At 58.4% G+C, this 16,026-nt stretch carries 17 protein-coding genes and 1 tRNA gene; 17 read left to right on the top strand and 1 reads right to left on the bottom strand.

Features of this window, described 5'->3' with window-relative positions:
- Positions 1-134: 134 nt before the first annotated feature.
- The 6 genes from ACR0I0_RS03715 (at position 135) to ACR0I0_RS03690 (ending at position 5,687) form a co-directional block, all read left to right on the top strand.
- The gene (locus ACR0I0_RS03715) at positions 135-2,021 is read left to right on the top strand and encodes a PhoX family protein (RefSeq protein ID WP_210092382.1); all 1,887 of its coding nucleotides are present in this window, start codon (positions 135-137) and stop codon (positions 2,019-2,021) included.
- A gap of 248 nt (positions 2,022-2,269) precedes the next feature.
- On the top strand, positions 2,270-2,566 hold the full coding sequence (locus tag ACR0I0_RS03710) for a virulence factor (protein ID WP_171632330.1): 297 nt from the start codon (positions 2,270-2,272) through the stop codon (positions 2,564-2,566).
- A 25-nt stretch (positions 2,567-2,591) separates the two neighbouring features.
- Positions 2,592-3,518 (top strand): methylenetetrahydrofolate reductase, encoded by a 927-nt coding sequence (locus ACR0I0_RS03705; protein ID WP_171328330.1) that lies wholly within the window; start codon positions 2,592-2,594, stop codon positions 3,516-3,518.
- A 9-nt stretch (positions 3,519-3,527) separates the two neighbouring features.
- Positions 3,528-4,589: a methyltetrahydrofolate cobalamin methyltransferase gene (locus tag ACR0I0_RS03700; protein ID WP_171632332.1), complete on the top strand. Its 1,062-nt coding sequence runs from the start codon at positions 3,528-3,530 to the stop codon at positions 4,587-4,589.
- Positions 4,590-4,715: 126 nt separating this feature from the next.
- A complete protein-coding gene (locus tag ACR0I0_RS03695; RefSeq protein ID WP_171632335.1) occupies positions 4,716-5,543 on the top strand; it encodes a polyphosphate kinase 2 family protein in 828 nt (275 codons plus the stop codon).
- A 70-nt stretch (positions 5,544-5,613) separates the two neighbouring features.
- Positions 5,614-5,687 (top strand) — tRNA-Gly (locus tag ACR0I0_RS03690).
- Between the two features lie 124 nt (positions 5,688-5,811).
- On the opposite strand, the gene ACR0I0_RS03685 is transcribed toward ACR0I0_RS03690, so the two are convergent.
- Positions 5,812-6,834, bottom strand: a complete 1,023-nt coding sequence (locus tag ACR0I0_RS03685; protein WP_171632337.1) for a LacI family DNA-binding transcriptional regulator — start codon at positions 6,832-6,834, stop codon at positions 5,812-5,814.
- Between the two features lie 134 nt (positions 6,835-6,968).
- On the opposite strand from ACR0I0_RS03685, the gene ACR0I0_RS03680 reads away from it, so the two are divergent.
- From ACR0I0_RS03680 to ACR0I0_RS03630, 11 genes are all read left to right on the top strand, one after another.
- A complete protein-coding gene (locus tag ACR0I0_RS03680) occupies positions 6,969-7,154 on the top strand; it encodes a hypothetical protein (RefSeq protein WP_171115836.1) in 186 nt (61 codons plus the stop codon).
- 23 nt (positions 7,155-7,177) lie between these two features.
- Positions 7,178-8,323, top strand: a complete 1,146-nt coding sequence (locus ACR0I0_RS03675; protein ID WP_171632341.1) for a TRAP transporter substrate-binding protein — start codon at positions 7,178-7,180, stop codon at positions 8,321-8,323.
- Between the two features lie 111 nt (positions 8,324-8,434).
- Positions 8,435-8,947, top strand: coding sequence for a TRAP transporter small permease (locus ACR0I0_RS03670; RefSeq protein WP_171115839.1), 513 nt, complete (start codon positions 8,435-8,437; stop codon positions 8,945-8,947).
- A gap of 11 nt (positions 8,948-8,958) precedes the next feature.
- Positions 8,959-10,287: a TRAP transporter large permease gene (locus ACR0I0_RS03665; RefSeq protein WP_152458037.1), complete on the top strand. Its 1,329-nt coding sequence runs from the start codon at positions 8,959-8,961 to the stop codon at positions 10,285-10,287.
- Positions 10,288-10,299: 12 nt separating this feature from the next.
- Positions 10,300-11,607: a histidinol dehydrogenase gene (gene hisD / locus ACR0I0_RS03660; RefSeq protein ID WP_171632344.1), complete on the top strand. Its 1,308-nt coding sequence runs from the start codon at positions 10,300-10,302 to the stop codon at positions 11,605-11,607.
- Positions 11,600-12,361, top strand: a complete 762-nt coding sequence (locus ACR0I0_RS03655; protein ID WP_480490218.1) for an SDR family NAD(P)-dependent oxidoreductase — start codon at positions 11,600-11,602, stop codon at positions 12,359-12,361. Before hisD ends, ACR0I0_RS03655 begins: the two co-directional genes overlap by 8 nt.
- On the top strand, positions 12,358-13,338 hold the full coding sequence (locus tag ACR0I0_RS03650) for a zinc-dependent alcohol dehydrogenase (RefSeq protein WP_209833072.1): 981 nt from the start codon (positions 12,358-12,360) through the stop codon (positions 13,336-13,338). The genes ACR0I0_RS03655 and ACR0I0_RS03650 overlap by 4 nt, the downstream gene beginning before the upstream one ends.
- Positions 13,339-13,361: 23 nt before the next feature.
- Positions 13,362-13,772: a universal stress protein gene (locus tag ACR0I0_RS03645; protein WP_171632352.1), complete on the top strand. Its 411-nt coding sequence runs from the start codon at positions 13,362-13,364 to the stop codon at positions 13,770-13,772.
- 49 nt (positions 13,773-13,821) lie between these two features.
- Complete coding sequence (comD, locus tag ACR0I0_RS03640) at positions 13,822-14,328, top strand: sulfopyruvate decarboxylase subunit alpha (RefSeq protein WP_171632355.1); 507 nt, start codon at positions 13,822-13,824, stop codon at positions 14,326-14,328.
- A complete protein-coding gene (gene comE, locus ACR0I0_RS03635; RefSeq protein ID WP_480490217.1) occupies positions 14,325-14,879 on the top strand; it encodes a sulfopyruvate decarboxylase subunit beta in 555 nt (184 codons plus the stop codon). Before comD ends, comE begins: the two co-directional genes overlap by 4 nt.
- Positions 14,879-15,985, top strand: a complete 1,107-nt coding sequence (locus ACR0I0_RS03630; RefSeq protein ID WP_171723245.1) for an alpha-hydroxy acid oxidase — start codon at positions 14,879-14,881, stop codon at positions 15,983-15,985. Before comE ends, ACR0I0_RS03630 begins: the two co-directional genes overlap by 1 nt.
- The last annotated feature ends 41 nt before the right edge of the window (positions 15,986-16,026 follow it).

Here is a 16,026-nt window from a genome sequence, read left to right as displayed (position 1 = left end):
TTGCTGACGTGCAAGTGATTTCAATTTTGAAACTAACGCGCGTGTCACATGCCGTTCACAAAATGATGCGATCTCCATGGGCGAACCCACGTTCGGGTTTATCTATTAGCTCTCAGCCAGATACGGAGACCGCAATGAAAGATGAGCGCATCCTTTCCTTCGACGAATTCGATGAAGTTGTAAATCCGCGCCCAGAAGAATGTGAATTTGATCGCGTTGTCGAACGCGCATTGTCCCGTCGCGGTTTTCTGGGCGGCGTTTTGGCGATGGGTAGTTTCACAGCTGTTGGTGGTTCGCTGATTCCTTCAGGGGCTCACGCGGTTTCGAACCGTTTCGCGTTTGAGGCGATTCCAGTGTCGACCGCGGACGAGGTCATTGTTCCCGCTGGTTACAAGGCCGAGGTCATGGTGCGCTGGGGCGATCCGCTTTGGTCGGACGCGCCTGAGTTTGATCACGCGACCCGGGGCACAGCTGCCAGCCAGGAACGCGCCTTTGGTGACAATACCGATGGTCAGGACATTTTCTTGCATGACGGTCACGTTCTGCTGGTTGTAAACAACGAATATACCAATCGTGACATCCTGTGGGGCAACAATCCGGACGCCAAGCCAGCATCCGATGACGACATCGCAAAGGGCATGATGGCGCATGGTGTCACGATCGTGGAAATCGCGAACACCGATGGCAAGTGGGGCATCGTTAAGGACAGCCCCTATAACCGCCGCGTTACACCGCAGACCGAAATGTCCATTACGGGTCCGGCCGCCGGTCATGACTTGATGAAAACGGCCGCCGATCCGTCCGGCACGACGTGCAAGGGAACATGGAACAATTGCGGAAATGGCGTGACACCGTGGGGCACGTATCTGGCTTGTGAAGAAAACTTCAACGGCTACTTCTCGGCCGAAGACGAAAATCACGAGGTCAATGCTGATCTGAAACGTTATGGCGTATCGTCAAAAGACTGGGGTTACGGTTGGGCCAAGATTGATGACCGGTTCGACGTCTCGAAAAACCCAAACGAACCGAACCGTGCTGGTTTTGTGGTTGAGATCGATCCGACTGATCCAACCTCGACTCCGCGAAAACTGACCGCTCTGGGACGCTTCAAGCACGAAAACGCCGAAGTCATAGTGAACAATGACGGTCGCGTGGTCGTTTACATGGGCGATGATGAACGCGGCGAGTTTCTTTACCGCTTTGTCTCGGAAGGTGTTTATGCCGCTGGTGTGGACACAAACGCGCTGTTGGAACAAGGCACACTTTCGGTTGCCAAGTTCAACGACGATGGAACCGGTGAGTGGCTTGATCTGACGCCGGAAAGCACTGGCATGGCCTCGCAGGCCGAGATCAGCATCCACACCCGTCAGGCTGGTTCGGCGGTTGGAGCAACCACCATGGATCGTCCCGAGTGGGTTGCGGCTAATCCAAACGCGCCCGAGGTTTACTGTTGCTTGACTAACAACAAGAACCGTGGCGTTAAGCCGAATGCAGGGGGAGACGATACCTCGGCCAACGGCCCGAACCCGCGTGACAAGAACCACTACGGTCAGATCGTTCGCTGGCGCCCGGATGGCGGCGATCATGCTGCGGCTGGCTTTGGCTGGGATCTGTACGTGCTTGCAGGCAATCCCACCGTCCACCAAGACGCCTATGCCGGATCCGAGAACGTGAACGCCGACAATATGTTCAACTCACCCGACGGATTGAAGTTCGACAGCAACGGCTTGCTGTGGATTCAGACCGATGGCAATTATGGCAACGAAGGTGACTTCGCCGGGCAGGGCAACAACCAGATGCTGGCAGGCGACCCTGTCACCGGCGAAATCCGTCGTTTTCTGGTTGGCCCCAACGAATGCGAGGTCACCGGTCTCAGCTGGTCACCGGACCGTCGTACGATGTTTGTCGGTATTCAGCACCCGGGCGAAGACGGCAACAGCCACTGGCCTGAAGGCGGTGACTCGGTGCCGCGCTCGGCCATTATCGCCATTACGCGCGAAGATGGCGGTTTGGTCGGCTAAGGCCATTTGCTCCATCAATTCTTGCCTCGGACGGTTTTTACCGTCCGGGGTTTTTCTTTTTCATGCAGCGCTTTCATAGAGACGATGAGAATTTTGATATGCGCGTTTTGCCAGAAACTGGGTAAAAGCCACGTACACCGCAGTGGGCACAAAACGTCGCTTGGAAAGCGTCGTGTGTCGAAAATCGACCGACCCAAGCCTACATTGAAGTTTAGAACCGGCCCATCGGGTTAGGAGGAATCACAGCAATGCCTGACGTCACCATCGTGTATTGGCGCGACATTCCCGCTCAGGTCATCGTCGGCAAAGGCCGTCGGGGCGCAAAGCGGCAGTTGGAAGAACGGTTTGAACAAGCCATCGACCGTGCGGCCATGAAGGTGAACGCCAAGGACAGTGATGCCTATCTGGCCGAATGGCGCAAAGCCGAACCTTTCGCGATTGAAGGCGATCCTGCCGAGATTGCCGAAGCCGAGGCTGTGCGTCTGGAAACGGAATACGATCAGGACCGCGTCAAAGCGCTGATCGCAAATGACGGTTGGGCATGAGCCCCAGACTTTATGGGAGGCCGAAATGGCTTTGCTGAACTTCAAGAAACGTGATGCGGTCGAAAGCGGCCCAGTAAATCCGACCGTCGAAGCCTTTTTGCAAGGCTATTCGATCGAGGTCATGCCGCGTACCGCCGAAAAGGTCGACGATTTCCGCGCGCTGCTGCCCGAGGGTACACGCGTTTATATCGCCCATATCGAGGGCACGCCCATCGAAGACATGGTCAAGACGGCCAAGCGAATTGCGGCGGAAGGTTACCCTGTCATGCCGCATTTTCCGGCACGCATCATCAAGGATGCGGCGACGTTGGAGAACTGGATCGCCATGTATCAGGGCGAAGCAGGCGTTGAACAGGCGCTGTTGCTGGCGGGCGGTGTCGCCAACCCGCACGGCGAGTTCGACAGCTCGATGCAGCTGCTGGAAACCGGTCTGTTTGACAAGGCGGGCTTCAAGCGCCTGCACGTGGCGGGTCACCCCGAAGGCAACAAGGACATCGACCCGGACGGTTCGACCAAGAACGTCGATGACGCGTTGCGCTGGAAGCAGAAGTTCAACGAGACCACGGATGCCGAAATGGCGCTGGCAACACAGTTCGCCTTTGACGCCAAGCCGATCATCGCCTGGGCCGACAGCCTGAAAGAAGCGGGCATCGATCTGCCGATCCATATCGGAATCGCGGGTCCGGCCAAGTTGCAAACCCTGATCAAATTCGCCATCGCGTGTGGCGTTGGGCCGTCTCTGAAGGTTCTGCAAAAGCGCGCCATGGATGTCTCCAAGCTGTTGCTGCCCTATGAGCCGACCGATGTCGTGACCGAACTGGCCAACCACAAGGCGGCCAACCCGGATTTCAACATCACGAACGTGCACTTCTTCCCGCTGGGCGGGATCAAGACCAACGCCAACTGGGCGATCAATAACGGCGGCGCTTCGGCAAAGCCTGTAAACTCCTAAGGAACGGACATGACCCGAACAGTCGTAGAATCAAAAACAAAAACAGCCGTCCTGGGCTTTGATGAACCGTTCTGCGTGATCGGTGAGCGGATCAACCCGACCGGCCGCAAGAAACTGGCCGCCGAGCTGGAAGCGGGCGACTTTTCGACCGTTGAGAAAGACGCCATTGCTCAGGTAGCGGCTGGCGCGACCGTTCTGGATATCAATGCGGGCGTTGTCTACAACTCGAACCCCAACCCGAACGAGACCGAACCACCGCTGATGCGCAAGATCGTCGAGCTGGTGCAGGGTCTGGTTGACGTGCCGCTGTGTATCGACTCGTCGGTTCCGGGCGCGCTGGAAGCCGGTCTTGAGGCGGCTGAAGGTCGTCCGCTGCTGAATTCGGTCACCGGTGAAGAAGAACGTCTGGAACTGGTTCTGCCGCTGGTCAAAAAGTACAACGTACCGGTCGTGGCGATCTCGAACGATGACACTGGTATTTCGGAAGACCCCGATGTGCGCTTTGACGTCGCCAAGAAGATCGTCGAACGCGCTGCCGATTTCGGCATCCCTGCACATGACATCGTGGTTGACCCGCTGGTCATGCCCATCGGTGCGATGGCGACCGCCGGTCAGCAAGTATTCGCGCTGGTCCGTCGTCTGCGCGAAGAACTGGGCGTGAACACCACCTGCGGAGCGTCCAACATCTCGTTCGGTCTGCCGAACCGTCACGGCATCAACAACGCGTTCCTGCCGATGGCGATGGGCGCGGGCATGACCTCGGCCATCATGAACCCGGTGGCTCTGCCGGTGACGCAGGCAAAAATCGCCGAGAAAAAAGAGGCCGTTGCCGCGGCGGGCATCATCCTGCCCGAAGGCATGGATGACGAGGCGTTCGTGCAGATGTTCGGCCTGGGCTCCACCAAGCCGCGCGCCGGCAAAGAGATGGAGGCCATCCGCGCCGCCAACCTGCTGACCAACAACGACCCGCATGGCGGCGAGTGGATCCGGTTCAACAAAGCACCGGACGAAGCGGGTGCCGCAGGACCCGTAGGTGGACGTCGCGGTGGTGGCCGTCGGCGCCGCGCCTGATCTGAACGACACAGACTGCAAAGGCCGGGCTCAGCGCCCGGCCTTTTGCATTTGACCCTGATCAATGTCGAATTTGCAGAAGGTTTCAGAATACCCTGATCCAGGATGCATTGATCAGGTGGCAGCATGAGCAAACATCACCCCCCAAAACTCTCGGATGCGGATCTGACCAGGAAACTGAACAAAAAGGTTTACTTCGATCAGCTGATCAAGTTGCAGACACGATTGGCGAGAATTCAGCAAGCTTATCTGTTTCACGGGCTCAAGGGCGTGTTGGTTTTCGAAGGGTGGGACGCTGCCGGAAAAGGGGGGACCATTCGCCGGATCAGTCAGGCCCTGGACCCGCGCAGCTTCAAGGTTTGGCCGATCGGTGCGCCTCGGAACTACTATCTCAACCGGCATTATCTGTTGCGTTTCTGGGAACGCCTGCCGCCTTCGGGTGCGATTTCCGCTTTCGACCGCAGCTGGTATGGCCGAGTTTTGGTTGAGCGGATCGAAAAGCTGACCCCGGAAACACGCTGGCGGGCCGCGTATCAGGAAATCAATGATTTCGAACGAATGCTGGTCGATGACGGGACTCGAATCGTGAAACTGTTCTTCCACATTTCACAGGAAGAGCAGATGCGCCGATTTACCGAACGGCTGACCAACCCGATGAAACGCTGGAAGCTGACTTATGAAGATTTCAGAAACCGCGAAAAATGGGATGTCGCAGAGGTGGCCGTGGATGAAATGCTGGCACGGACGTCTACGGAAGTTGCCCCTTGGCACGTGATCCCGTCCAACAACAAGAAATATGCCAGGATTACGGCCATGAAGGCTATTGTCGAGGCGTTTTCGGAAGGGGTTGATCTGAACCCCCAGCATCTGGATCGCCGTACTTTGGAAGCAGCGGGCAAGACCTTGGCCGTCGACCAGTCCCTGATTGACAGCCTGCGGGCCCGAACCGAGTAAGAACCCGAAAAAGGTTGGTTACGATCCGGGTTGAACGTCTGGATGTTCTGGTGTTATTTCATCTGACAAGGCGGGTATGATGTAATGGTAGCCTGTCAGCTTCCCAAGCTGAACGCGCGGGTTCGATTCCCGCTACCCGCTCCAATTCGGACTGTAAGGCTTTGTTAATTCATCAAAAAGGTGACGTTGCGTGGCTTAGCCATCGCCTTTACGGATCTAGCTGGCACGTGTTTCCACGGATCTGCTCAACGGGTTTGCAAAGCCGGTTCTAGCTGTTGAGGCCAAGCAAGGACTCTCTGCCAACTATGTGCGTCGGCAGTTCAACAGATTTGCCCGGTGCGTTGGATTCGATCATCTGAATCAGCGCCTGAGCAGCCTTGCGTCCCATGTCACGATGAGGAACATGGACAGTTGTCAGCGCAGGGGCGACAATGCGCGCTAGCTCGATATCATCAAATCCGGTGATCGATACATCTTCGGGCACCCGAAGTCCCATCTGCTGAGCTTGCCGTACCGCACCGACGGCCAGAACGTCGTTGCCGCACAACACCGCGGTCGGCGGGTTGTCATTCGACATGAGACGCTTGAACGCATCGGCGCCGTTTTCAATCTCGTACGAGGTTTCGATCACGGCCAGTTCATCCTGCGACAGTCCATGTCGGGACATCGCGTCTTTTATCCCCTGGATCCTAAGACGCGCACGGTCGTTGCCTTTGCTGATGCCTGAAATCGTTGCCAGGCGTGTGTGGCCCAATTCGATGATCTTGCTTGTCAAAGCCTCCATCGCCCGTCTGTTGTCAAACCCGACGGACGGTATTGGTTCGTCTGGCAGGAAAGACCACGCTACAAGGGCCGGCACTTTTCGCTTTTCGAGATAGTCGTAGATTTGTACGTCCCGGTCATGCCCGATCAGCAACAGCCCGTCCACGCCCCGTGCAACCAGCGTTCGGATCTGATCTTCTTCTGCGGCCGGCTGGTAGGCCGAGCTGGAGACCAGCAAGGTGTAGCCCTGTTTGTGGATCTCCTCTTGGAACGCCTGCAACCCCCTTGCAAAGATTGCATTTTCCATCGTCGGAATTATCGCACCTATCGTGAAAGAACGCCGTGCAGCCATCACTCGGGCTGCAAAGTTCGGCGTGTAGCCAAGGGTGTCTACGGCAGACAGAACACGTTTCCGCGTTGCCTCGACCACCTGTTGCGGGGTGTTCAGGCACCGTGACACGGTGGCAGTTGAAACGCCTGCTGCCTTGGCAACGTCATCCAGCGTCGGTGCGGACCGATGTTTTGACATTCTCGAACTCTCAATTCCGGTTCGCCTAAGTTAGTCGCATTTTTCCAGGGATGAAAGCGTTTATGTAAGCGCTTGCATTTGTGATGTAAGCGCTTACAAAGGTATCTGAGCCGATTCTGAAGGGAGTCCCGGAAATGTATCTCGCTGCATCAGTCATCGTTTTTGCGATCTATTTCGCAAATGTCGCTTTGGGTGCTTTTGCGAGCAGCGCGTTTCTTGGCGACGTTGGAGAGATGTTGGTTCTGTTCGCGGCTTCGATCCTGTTCGTTGTCGCAATTCTGAAAAAGGAAGCTGACCGGGACGCACAAGACGGCAGCTGAACTTTTGCTTGGGAGGGCAATTGATGAAAACCGACAAGACCGAACTGGCATCGGCCGAGCGCCGCAATTTTCTGAAACTGAGCGCCAGTGGCGCATTCACAGCCGCATTGGTCGCTGGGGCAGGGGGCGTTTTGTGGTCTTCCGAGGCCGCCGCGCAGACCGCGAAGGAAGAGAGCGAGCGTGAAAAGGCCGCAGATCACGTGATGACGGTGGCCACGGCTTATGTGCTTGGCGCGTCGCGCAGCTATCCGATCATGCAGCTGGACCTAAAGGAAAACATTCAGAACGCCACCAACGGCAAGGTCTATGTCAAACTGGCCCCCGGCGGTCAGCTTGGTGCAGGCGGCGCGCTGGTGCAGAAAGTGCAGGGCGGTACCATCCAGGCCGCGCAGCATTCGCTGTCGAATTTCGCGCCGTTCGCGTCGACAGTCGACCTGATCAACATGCCGTACCTGTGTGGCTCGAACCAGCGTTTCACCAACCTCGTCCATTCGGACACATGGAAAAGTGAGGTTCACCCCAAGGTCGAAGCGGCAGGGTTCAAGGCTCTGTTCTATGTGAACATCGACCCGCGGGTGGTTGCGGTTCGTCAGGGCGGCAATGCCGTGCTCACACCCGGTGATATGAGCGGGATCAAGTTCCGCGTGCCGGGATCGAAGATGCTGCAACAATACTACCGGATGGTCGGCGCCAACCCGACGCCCGTTGCCTGGGGCGAGACCCCCTCGGCCATCAAGCAGGGCGTTGCGGATGCGCTCGATCCTTCGGTTGGCGCGCTCTATGTCTTTGGGTTCAAGGACATACTCAGCCATGTGACCTTCACACAGGCGGTGCCGGACAGCCAAGTTTATTCCTGCAACCTGGAATGGTTCAACTCGATGCCGGCTGATGTGCAGGAAGGCATCATGTGGGGGTCGGAAATGACCAGCCATCAGAACCTGTCCAAGGTTCCGTCGGCCCGCGCCTATGCCATGGCAGAGCTGAACAAGGCCGGGGTGCAGTTCCACTCGCTCAGTGACGACCAACTGGCGGAATGGCAGGATGCCGGCGGGTATCAGAACGCCGATTGGGATCCGTTCAAGACAGAACTGGCCGGATCGATGGAAAACTTCGAAAAGCTGGTCGAAGCCGCGGGTACTCAGGGCAAATACTACGTCCACGACGCCTAAGGCCCAAGCCGTGGGCGCCAGACAGGCGTCCACGAACTTTACTTTCAGTCAGCCCGGCAACAACCCGCCACGTCAGGCGCGGGTCAGGCTGTCCCTGCGCCGGAGGATCAGATGACCATTCTTCAAAACATAGACCGAAACGCAGAGCGCTGGTTGCTGCTGGTGTTCTACGTGATGCTGGTGATTACCATGGCCATCGAAGTGCTGCGGCGCGAGATTTTTGCTTATTCGTCGATCTGGGGCGAGGAAATCGTTCGGTATTCCTTCATCTATCTGGCCTGGATCGGTGCCGCGGCTGCGGTGAAAGAGCGGGCGCATATCCGGATCGATGTGATCATGCATTACATCGGACCACGCCCCAAGGCGGTGCTGTATATTTTCGGCGATCTCGTGATGTTCGGCGTGGCGATCATCGCGCTCTACTGGTCGTATGAGGCGGTTCATGTCTCGGCCAAGTTCGGCTCGGTCACGGATGGTCTTCGGGTCTCGAAAGTCTGGTTCCTTATGGCGGTGCCCGCCGGATTCGCCCTGATGATATGGCGGCTGATCCAATCTTTCCTGCGTGACGTGAAATCGCTTCGGGACGGCACCCCCGTCTTCGAAGGCGACAAGCTGTTTGACTGAGGAGAACACGAATGCTTTGGAATTCCCTCAATCAAACCGTTGAACTGGGCTGGGATTTTTACCTGCCGGTGATCCTGTTCGTAGGCCTGATCGCCTTGGCCGTGCCCGTTTGGGCCGCCATTGGCACAGCGGCGATCGTGATGCTGATCATGTCCGGTGATCTGCCCCTCAGCCTGGTCGGAGAAAGCCTGTTCACAGGTATCGACGCATTTGCCCTGACCGCTGTTCCGTTGTTCATTCTGACCGGAGACGTTCTGGTGCGGACCGGTCTGTCGCGCAAATTCCTGGACGTGGCCGAGGCGCTGACATGCTTTGCCAAGGGCGGGTTCGGGTCGGCCACGGTTCTGGTCTGCGGCATGTTTGCTGCGATTTCAGGGTCGGATGCTGCCGGGGCGGCTGCGGTGGGTCGCATGACCATCAACCGGCTGGTGGAAAGCGGATATCCGCGCCCCTATGCCTGTGCTCTGGTTGCGGCTGGTGCCTGTACCGGCATCCTGATCCCGCCTTCGATCGCCTATATCATCATCGGCCTCGTGCTGGGTATTTCCGCCTCGACCCTGTTCCTTGCAGCCTTGATCCCGGGTCTGGCCATCCTGGTGTCGATCCTGATCACCAACATCATCATGAACCGCCTTTATGCCTATGAGGGCGGCGGCATGATGACCATGGGGGAATGGCTGGCCAATCTGGGCAAGGCGCTGAAATCGGGCTGGTACGCGTTCATTGTGCCGGGGATCATCTTCTACGGCATCTTCTCAGGTCGCCTGACCCCGACTGAAGCCGGCGCAACGGCCGTTGTCGTCACTATAATCATGGGTTTTATCCTGCGCACCCTGACGCTGGCAGATTTTCCATCGATGCTGGTCAGTTCGGCCAAGGTGAACGGAGTCATCCTGCCGATCATCGCCTTCTCGGCACCTTTGGCCGAAGCACTTGCGATCATGGGTGTCCCGCAGGGTTTCGTGGCCTCGGTCACGTCGCTGACCGATGATCCCTATCTGTTGATCTTGCTGATGATCGGCATCCTGATCGCAGCAGGCTGCGTGATGGAGACAACGCCGAATATCGTGATCCTGGCACCAATCCTGAAACCGCTGGCCGACAATATCGGCATGAACGAGATTCAGTTCTGCATCATGATGATCACCGCGTTGGGTGTGGGCTTTATCACGCCGCCGCTGGGACTGAACCTGTTCGTCGTATCTGGCATTACCGGTGAGTCCATTCTGAAGATTGCCGCCCGGGCCGTTCCTTTCGTACTGACCATGCTGATCGTGGTGATCCTGATTGCCTACGTGCCTGCTGTGTCGACCACCCTGCTTCCTGAAATCTACCAATAGGACCTGCTGAAAATGCCTCGTGAATATTTGAAAAAGGCGACTCTCACCGCTCAATCGCATGCCTCTGAGGTGCATGATACGGTCAAGACCATCCTTGCCGACATCGAGGCGGGTGGCGACGACAAAGCACTGGAATATGCCCTCAAGTTCGACAAGTACGAAGGAAATGTCCTGATGACGCAGGACGAGATTGATGCGGCCATCGTACAGGTGCCGGAAAAACTGAAGGCCGATATACGCTTTGCCCACGACAACGTCCGTCGCTTTGCCGAGACGCAGAAGGCCACCGTGTCGGACGTACAGATGGAGATCGTTCCCGGTTTTGTTGCGGGGCAAAAGGCGATCCCGGTGGATGCAGCAGGATGCTATGTTCCCGGTGGGCGCTACAGCCATATCGCCAGCGCGATCATGACAGTGACAACGGCCAAGGTCGCCGGGTGCCGCCATATCACGGCCTGTTCTCCGCCCCGTCCGGGTGAGGGCGTGGCGCCAGCGATTGTCTATGCCGCGCATATTTGCGGAGCCGACAGCATTCTGGCCATGGGCGGTGTGCAGGGCGTGGCCGCCATGACCTATGGTTTGTTCGGTTTGCCGCGCGCCAATATCCTTGTGGGGCCGGGAAACCAGTTCGTGGCCGAGGCCAAACGCATCCTGTACGGCAAGGTTGGTATCGACATGATTGCGGGTCCGACCGACAGCCTGATCCTTGCCGACAGTTCCGCGGACGCCCACGTGGTGGCAACCGATCTGGTCAGTCAGGCCGAGCACGGGTACAATTCGCCCGTCTGGCTGGTGACGGATGATCGCGACCTTGCGCAGAAAGTCATGGAGCTGGTTCCGGTTTTGATCGATGATCTGCCAGAGCTGAACCGGGAAAACGCCTCGGCCGCGTGGCGCGACTATGCCGAAGTCATTGTCTGTTCCGACCGCGAAGAGATGGCCGCCTGTTCCGATGAATATGCGCCCGAGCACCTGACGGTTCAGGCCGAGGATCTGGATTGGTGGCTGGATCGCTTGACCTGCTATGGTTCGCTGTTCCTGGGTGAGGAAACCACCGTGTCCTACGGGGACAAGGCAACCGGAACGAACCATGTTCTGCCGACTTCGGGTGCGGCCAGTTACACCGGCGGTTTGAGTGTTCACAAATACATGAAGATCGTCACCTGGCAGCGGGCTACACGTGAAGGATCGAAATCGATCGCAGAAGCTACCGCACGGATTTCCCGACTGGAAGGTATGGAAGGTCACGCTCGCGCAGCGGATGTGCGTCTGGCCAAGTATTTCCCGGATGAACAGTTCGATCTGACCGCTGATGGATGACCCGCGCACATTGTTTGACCTGACGGGCCGGGTGGCCTGTATCACCGGCGCCAGTTCGGGGCTGGGGCGGCAGGTGGCGCGGACACTTGCCGCGGCCGGCGCGCGTGTTGTCGGCGTGGCGCGGCGCGGCGACGCTTTGGCGCAGATGCAGGCTGAAATCGGCGAACACGCAGAAGCCGTTGTTGCTGATGTCGCGGATCGAGCCGGAATCGGCGGGCTGGTGCAGGTGATCAATTCCAAGTACGGCGCACCGGATATTCTGGTGCATGCGGCCGGGGTCAACACGCGTGAGCCCGCCGACGAGGTGACACCTGATGGCTGGGATGCCACGCTTGCCCTGAACCTCAGCGCGCCGTTTTTCCTCAGCCAGGCGATGGTGCCCGAAATGAAAAGGAAGGGGTGGGGGCGCATCGTCAATTTCGCCTCGCTGCAAACGACGCGGGCCTTTCCGGGCGGCATTGCCTATGGGGCCACCAAGGCCGGGATCGCGCAATTGACCCGTGCCATGGCCGAAGCCTGGTCGCCATTTGGCATTACCGCCAACGCAATCGGTCCGGGGTTCTTTCCGACCGAGCTGACCCAGGCCGTGTTTGACGACCCCCAGCGCGCGGAACGCAACGCCGCTCAAACCTGCATAGGGCGCAATGGGCGGGTGCAGGATATCGACGGGCCGATCCTGTTTTTGTGCTCGAACGCGTCCGGCTATGTCACGGGGCAGGTTCTTATGGTCGATGGAGGGTTCACAGCCAAATGAAGGCACTGGTTTACCAAGGAGTGGAACAGATGGTGTTCGGTGATGTGCCGGATGCCGAGGCCGGTCCGTCCGAGCATTTGATCCGGATCGAAGCGGTCGGCATCTGCGGCTCGGACATGCACGCCTATCTGGGCCATGATGCCCGCCGTCCGGCTCCGCTGATCCTGGGGCACGAGGCGGCCGGTGTGATTGTTGACGGGATACGTGCCGGTGATCGTGTCACGATCAATCCGCTGGTAAGCTGCGGGCAATGCGCAGCCTGCCTTGCCGGCCGGGAAAACCTGTGCCCGGATCGCCAGATCATCTCGATGCCTCCGCGCGAAGGGGCGTTTGCTCAATACGTTACAATGCCTGCCAGCAACCTTGTTGAAGTACCTGAGGATGTTTCGTTTGCCAAAGCCGCGCTGGCGGAACCGCTTGCCGTCAGCTGGCATACGGTCCGGTTGGGGATCGAGGCTCTGCATCCTGCAATGGACCGTCGCGCACTGGTGATCGGCGGCGGGGCCATCGGCCTTGCGGCGGCATTGGTCTTGCGGGCAATGGGCGTTGACGATGTGACCATCGCGGAACCAAACCAGCTGCGTCGCAACTACCTGGCGAAAATCGAAAGCTTTGCGCTGGTGGAGTCAGCCAAAGGGACTTACCCGTTGGTCATAGATGCCGTGGGTTACGCTGCGACGCGGTCGGTTGCCTCGGCCAAGGCCGAACCGGGCGGCGTGATCGCGCATGTGGGTTTGGGTGAGGATACCGGTGGTCTGGATGTTCGCCGGATGACCTTGCAGGAAATCACATTCATAGGGACTTACACATACACCGCCAAAGACTTTCGTCAGACGGCTCAGGCGATCTTTGACGGGCGGCTGGGGGCTCTGGACTGGATAGAAGAACGCGCCCTTGCCGACGGAGCGCAAGCGTTTTGCGATATCCGGTCTGGCGCCGTGGCCGCACCGAAGATTATCCTGAGACCCTGGGGATAGAACTGACAGAACTGGAGACCTTCATGTACACGAAAATACTGGTCCCGTTAGCTTTGGATCACGGCATATCGCAACACACGCTGGAAATCGCACGGGCCTTGTCAGGAGAGGGCGCAGAAATAATTGCGCTGCATGTCTACGAGATGCCTCAGGGATCGGTCAGCGCCTATCTGGACAAATCGGTTGTCGCCGAAGGGTTCGAACGGGCCCGTTTGCAACTGTTGCAAAAAGTCGAAGGGCTTGAAGGGGTGAGGGCCGAAATCGTCAAAGGCCATACCGCGCGGTCAATCATCGACTATGCCAGCAGCAAGAATGTCGACTGTATCGTGATCGGCTCGCACAAGCCGGACCTGAGCGACTACTTCCTGGGATCGACCGCTTCGCGCGTCGTCCGCCATGCCCCCTGTGCCGTACACGTGCACCGAAGGGCCTGAATTCCTCAATCGCGCGTCTAGCGCCCCAAACAGGACCAAAAGCTGGATCATGAACATAGACAAAAAGATCACCGACGATCTGCTGGCCAACGATATCTCGTTTGTCACCACTGTCCCGTGCAAGCAATTGGCAGGTGTCATCGCGGAAATCGACGAGCGCGAAGGCATCTATCACATCCCGTCCAACAAGGAAGACGAAGGGATGGGCCTGTGTGCAGGGGCGTGGATGGGCGGCAAGCGGCCCGCGATCATCATGCAGAATACAGCCATTGGCGTGACGATCAATACGCTGGCGACGCTGATCCAGTATTACCGGATGCCGCTGCCGATGCTGATATCGTACCGGGGGGAACTGCGCGAACCGATTGCCTGCCAGGTTGAAATGGCGGTTCACACCAAGGCGCTGCTGGCTCAGCTGAACATCCCCACCTACCACTTCCACCATCAGGCCGATGTCGAAGAGCTCGACGCGATCCTGAAATATACCTTCATGTGCAACAAGCCGGTCGCCATCCTGACCGACGCCAATTTCTGGGGAGGCTATGGCGACCAATGATCCGTTCTGAAATCCTGAAGGAAATCGCCTCGATCCTGCGTGATCAACTGGTTGTCTGCAACATCGGCATCCCCAGCCAGGAACTGCATGCCATCGACGACCAGCCAACCAACTTCTACATGCTTGGCACCATGGGGCTTGCGTCCTCGATCGGTCTGGGGTTGGCGCTGTCACAGCCGAAGCCGGTGATCGTCATCGACGGCGACGGCTCGATCCTGACCAATCTGGGCACCCTGCCAACGATCGCCAACAACGTGGCGGACAATTACATCCTGCTGATCGTGGACAATGGCTCGTACGGCTCGACCGGCGATCAGCCGACCTATGCGGGGCAGAAAACCTCGCTTGCGAAAATGGCCGAGGCCGCCGGGTGTGAGCGCGTGATCGAATGTGCCGCCGAAGACACCGGGCGCGTACTGCAAGAGGCGCTGGATGCCAAACAGATGACCATCATCGTCAGCAAATGCGAAAGCGGCAATGCCAAGATGCCGCCGATCACGATGGATCCGGTGGTCATCCGCGACCGCTTCATGAAGGCCGTTCAGGCCTGATGGGCGCAAGCGCCATCCACAGCGCCGAGGACGCCCGCCGCCTGGCGCGGCGGCGTCTTCCGTGGATGGTGTTCGACTATATTGATGGTGCAGCCGGGGCCGAGATGGGTGCCGGTCGCAATCGGTCCGCTTTGGATGCAATGACTTTGCGCCCGCGTATCCTGCGCGACGTCAGTGAAAGATCTCTGGCAAGTTCGCTGTTCGACCGGCCCGCGAAACGCCCGTTTGGTATCGCGCCGATGGGTATGTGCAATTTGTCTGCACCGGGGGCCGACTTGATGCTGGCCCGCATCGCGGCACGCCACGAGGTGCCGCTTGGGGTTTCGACTGTGGCCTCGACCGCGATGGAGGATCTGATCGTCGAAGCGGAAGGCCATGCCTGGTTCCAGCTGTATTTCAGCGGCGATGGCAGCGGCACGTTCAAGCTGGTCGATCGCGCCAAGGCAGCGGGGTACGAGACACTGGTGCTGACCGTGGATGTGCCCGAGGTTGGCCGACGCCCGCGCGAGTTGCGTCATGGGTTCAAGATGCCTTTCAAAATGGGGCCAAAGCAGGTGATGGATTTTGCCCTGCACCCCCGGTGGTCCTTGCCGGTCCTGCTGAAAGGCAAGCCGGAAATGGCGAATTTCCGGATGGATGGCTACGACTTCGACCGCACCGAAAGCCGCGCCAAGGCCACGTGGGAGACATTGGCCCGTCTGCGCGACCAGTGGACCGGAAAACTGGTGGTCAAAGGCGTATTGGATGCAGACGACGCGCAAAGGCTCAAGTCAGCGGGCGTGGACGCCATTCAGGTCTCAAGCCATGGTGCGCGCCAGTTGGAAAGTGCGCCCGCGCCAATCACGGTTCTGCCCGAGATACGCAAGGCCGTCGGTCCGGATTTTCCGCTTTTCTACGACAGCGGGCTGCGTTCTGGTGAAGACGTCCTCAAGGCACTTGCGAACGGGGCGGACTTTGCCTTTTTCGGCCGTATCCTTCAGTTTGCAATTGCGGCCGAAGGCGAAAAGGGTCTGGCGCAGCTATGGTCGGTACTCAGCGAAGAAATCAGCATCGCCATGGCCCAGCTGGGCGTCACGTCGCTGGACGAGGTCCGACGCAACGCCTGATGTGGGTGACGGCAATGACCCGAGGTTTCCCACGGGGCATT

It is taken from the genome of Ruegeria sp. AG6, assembly GCF_056541565.1.
This window is presented reverse-complemented; position numbering and strand designations above follow the sequence as displayed.

Bases quoted from the DNA above. Each gene is read 5' to 3' on its own strand.
- ACR0I0_RS03715 (WP_210092382.1), top strand. From the start codon at position 135: ATGAAAGATGAGCGCATCCTTTCCTTCGACGAATTCGATGAAGTTGTA.
- ACR0I0_RS03710 (WP_171632330.1), top strand. From the start codon at position 2,270: ATGCCTGACGTCACCATCGTGTATTGGCGCGACATTCCCGCTCAGGTC.
- ACR0I0_RS03705 (WP_171328330.1), top strand. From the start codon at position 2,592: ATGGCTTTGCTGAACTTCAAGAAACGTGATGCGGTCGAAAGCGGCCCA.
- ACR0I0_RS03700 (WP_171632332.1), top strand. From the start codon at position 3,528: ATGACCCGAACAGTCGTAGAATCAAAAACAAAAACAGCCGTCCTGGGC.
- ACR0I0_RS03695 (WP_171632335.1), top strand. From the start codon at position 4,716: ATGAGCAAACATCACCCCCCAAAACTCTCGGATGCGGATCTGACCAGG.
- ACR0I0_RS03685 (WP_171632337.1), bottom strand. From the start codon at position 6,834: ATGTCAAAACATCGGTCCGCACCGACGCTGGATGACGTTGCCAAGGCA.
- ACR0I0_RS03680 (WP_171115836.1), top strand. From the start codon at position 6,969: ATGTATCTCGCTGCATCAGTCATCGTTTTTGCGATCTATTTCGCAAAT.
- ACR0I0_RS03675 (WP_171632341.1), top strand. From the start codon at position 7,178: ATGAAAACCGACAAGACCGAACTGGCATCGGCCGAGCGCCGCAATTTT.
- ACR0I0_RS03670 (WP_171115839.1), top strand. From the start codon at position 8,435: ATGACCATTCTTCAAAACATAGACCGAAACGCAGAGCGCTGGTTGCTG.
- ACR0I0_RS03665 (WP_152458037.1), top strand. From the start codon at position 8,959: ATGCTTTGGAATTCCCTCAATCAAACCGTTGAACTGGGCTGGGATTTT.
- hisD (WP_171632344.1), top strand. From the start codon at position 10,300: ATGCCTCGTGAATATTTGAAAAAGGCGACTCTCACCGCTCAATCGCAT.
- ACR0I0_RS03655 (WP_480490218.1), top strand. From the start codon at position 11,600: ATGGATGACCCGCGCACATTGTTTGACCTGACGGGCCGGGTGGCCTGT.
- ACR0I0_RS03650 (WP_209833072.1), top strand. From the start codon at position 12,358: ATGAAGGCACTGGTTTACCAAGGAGTGGAACAGATGGTGTTCGGTGAT.
- ACR0I0_RS03645 (WP_171632352.1), top strand. From the start codon at position 13,362: ATGTACACGAAAATACTGGTCCCGTTAGCTTTGGATCACGGCATATCG.
- comD (WP_171632355.1), top strand. From the start codon at position 13,822: ATGAACATAGACAAAAAGATCACCGACGATCTGCTGGCCAACGATATC.
- comE (WP_480490217.1), top strand. From the start codon at position 14,325: ATGATCCGTTCTGAAATCCTGAAGGAAATCGCCTCGATCCTGCGTGAT.
- ACR0I0_RS03630 (WP_171723245.1), top strand. From the start codon at position 14,879: ATGGGCGCAAGCGCCATCCACAGCGCCGAGGACGCCCGCCGCCTGGCG.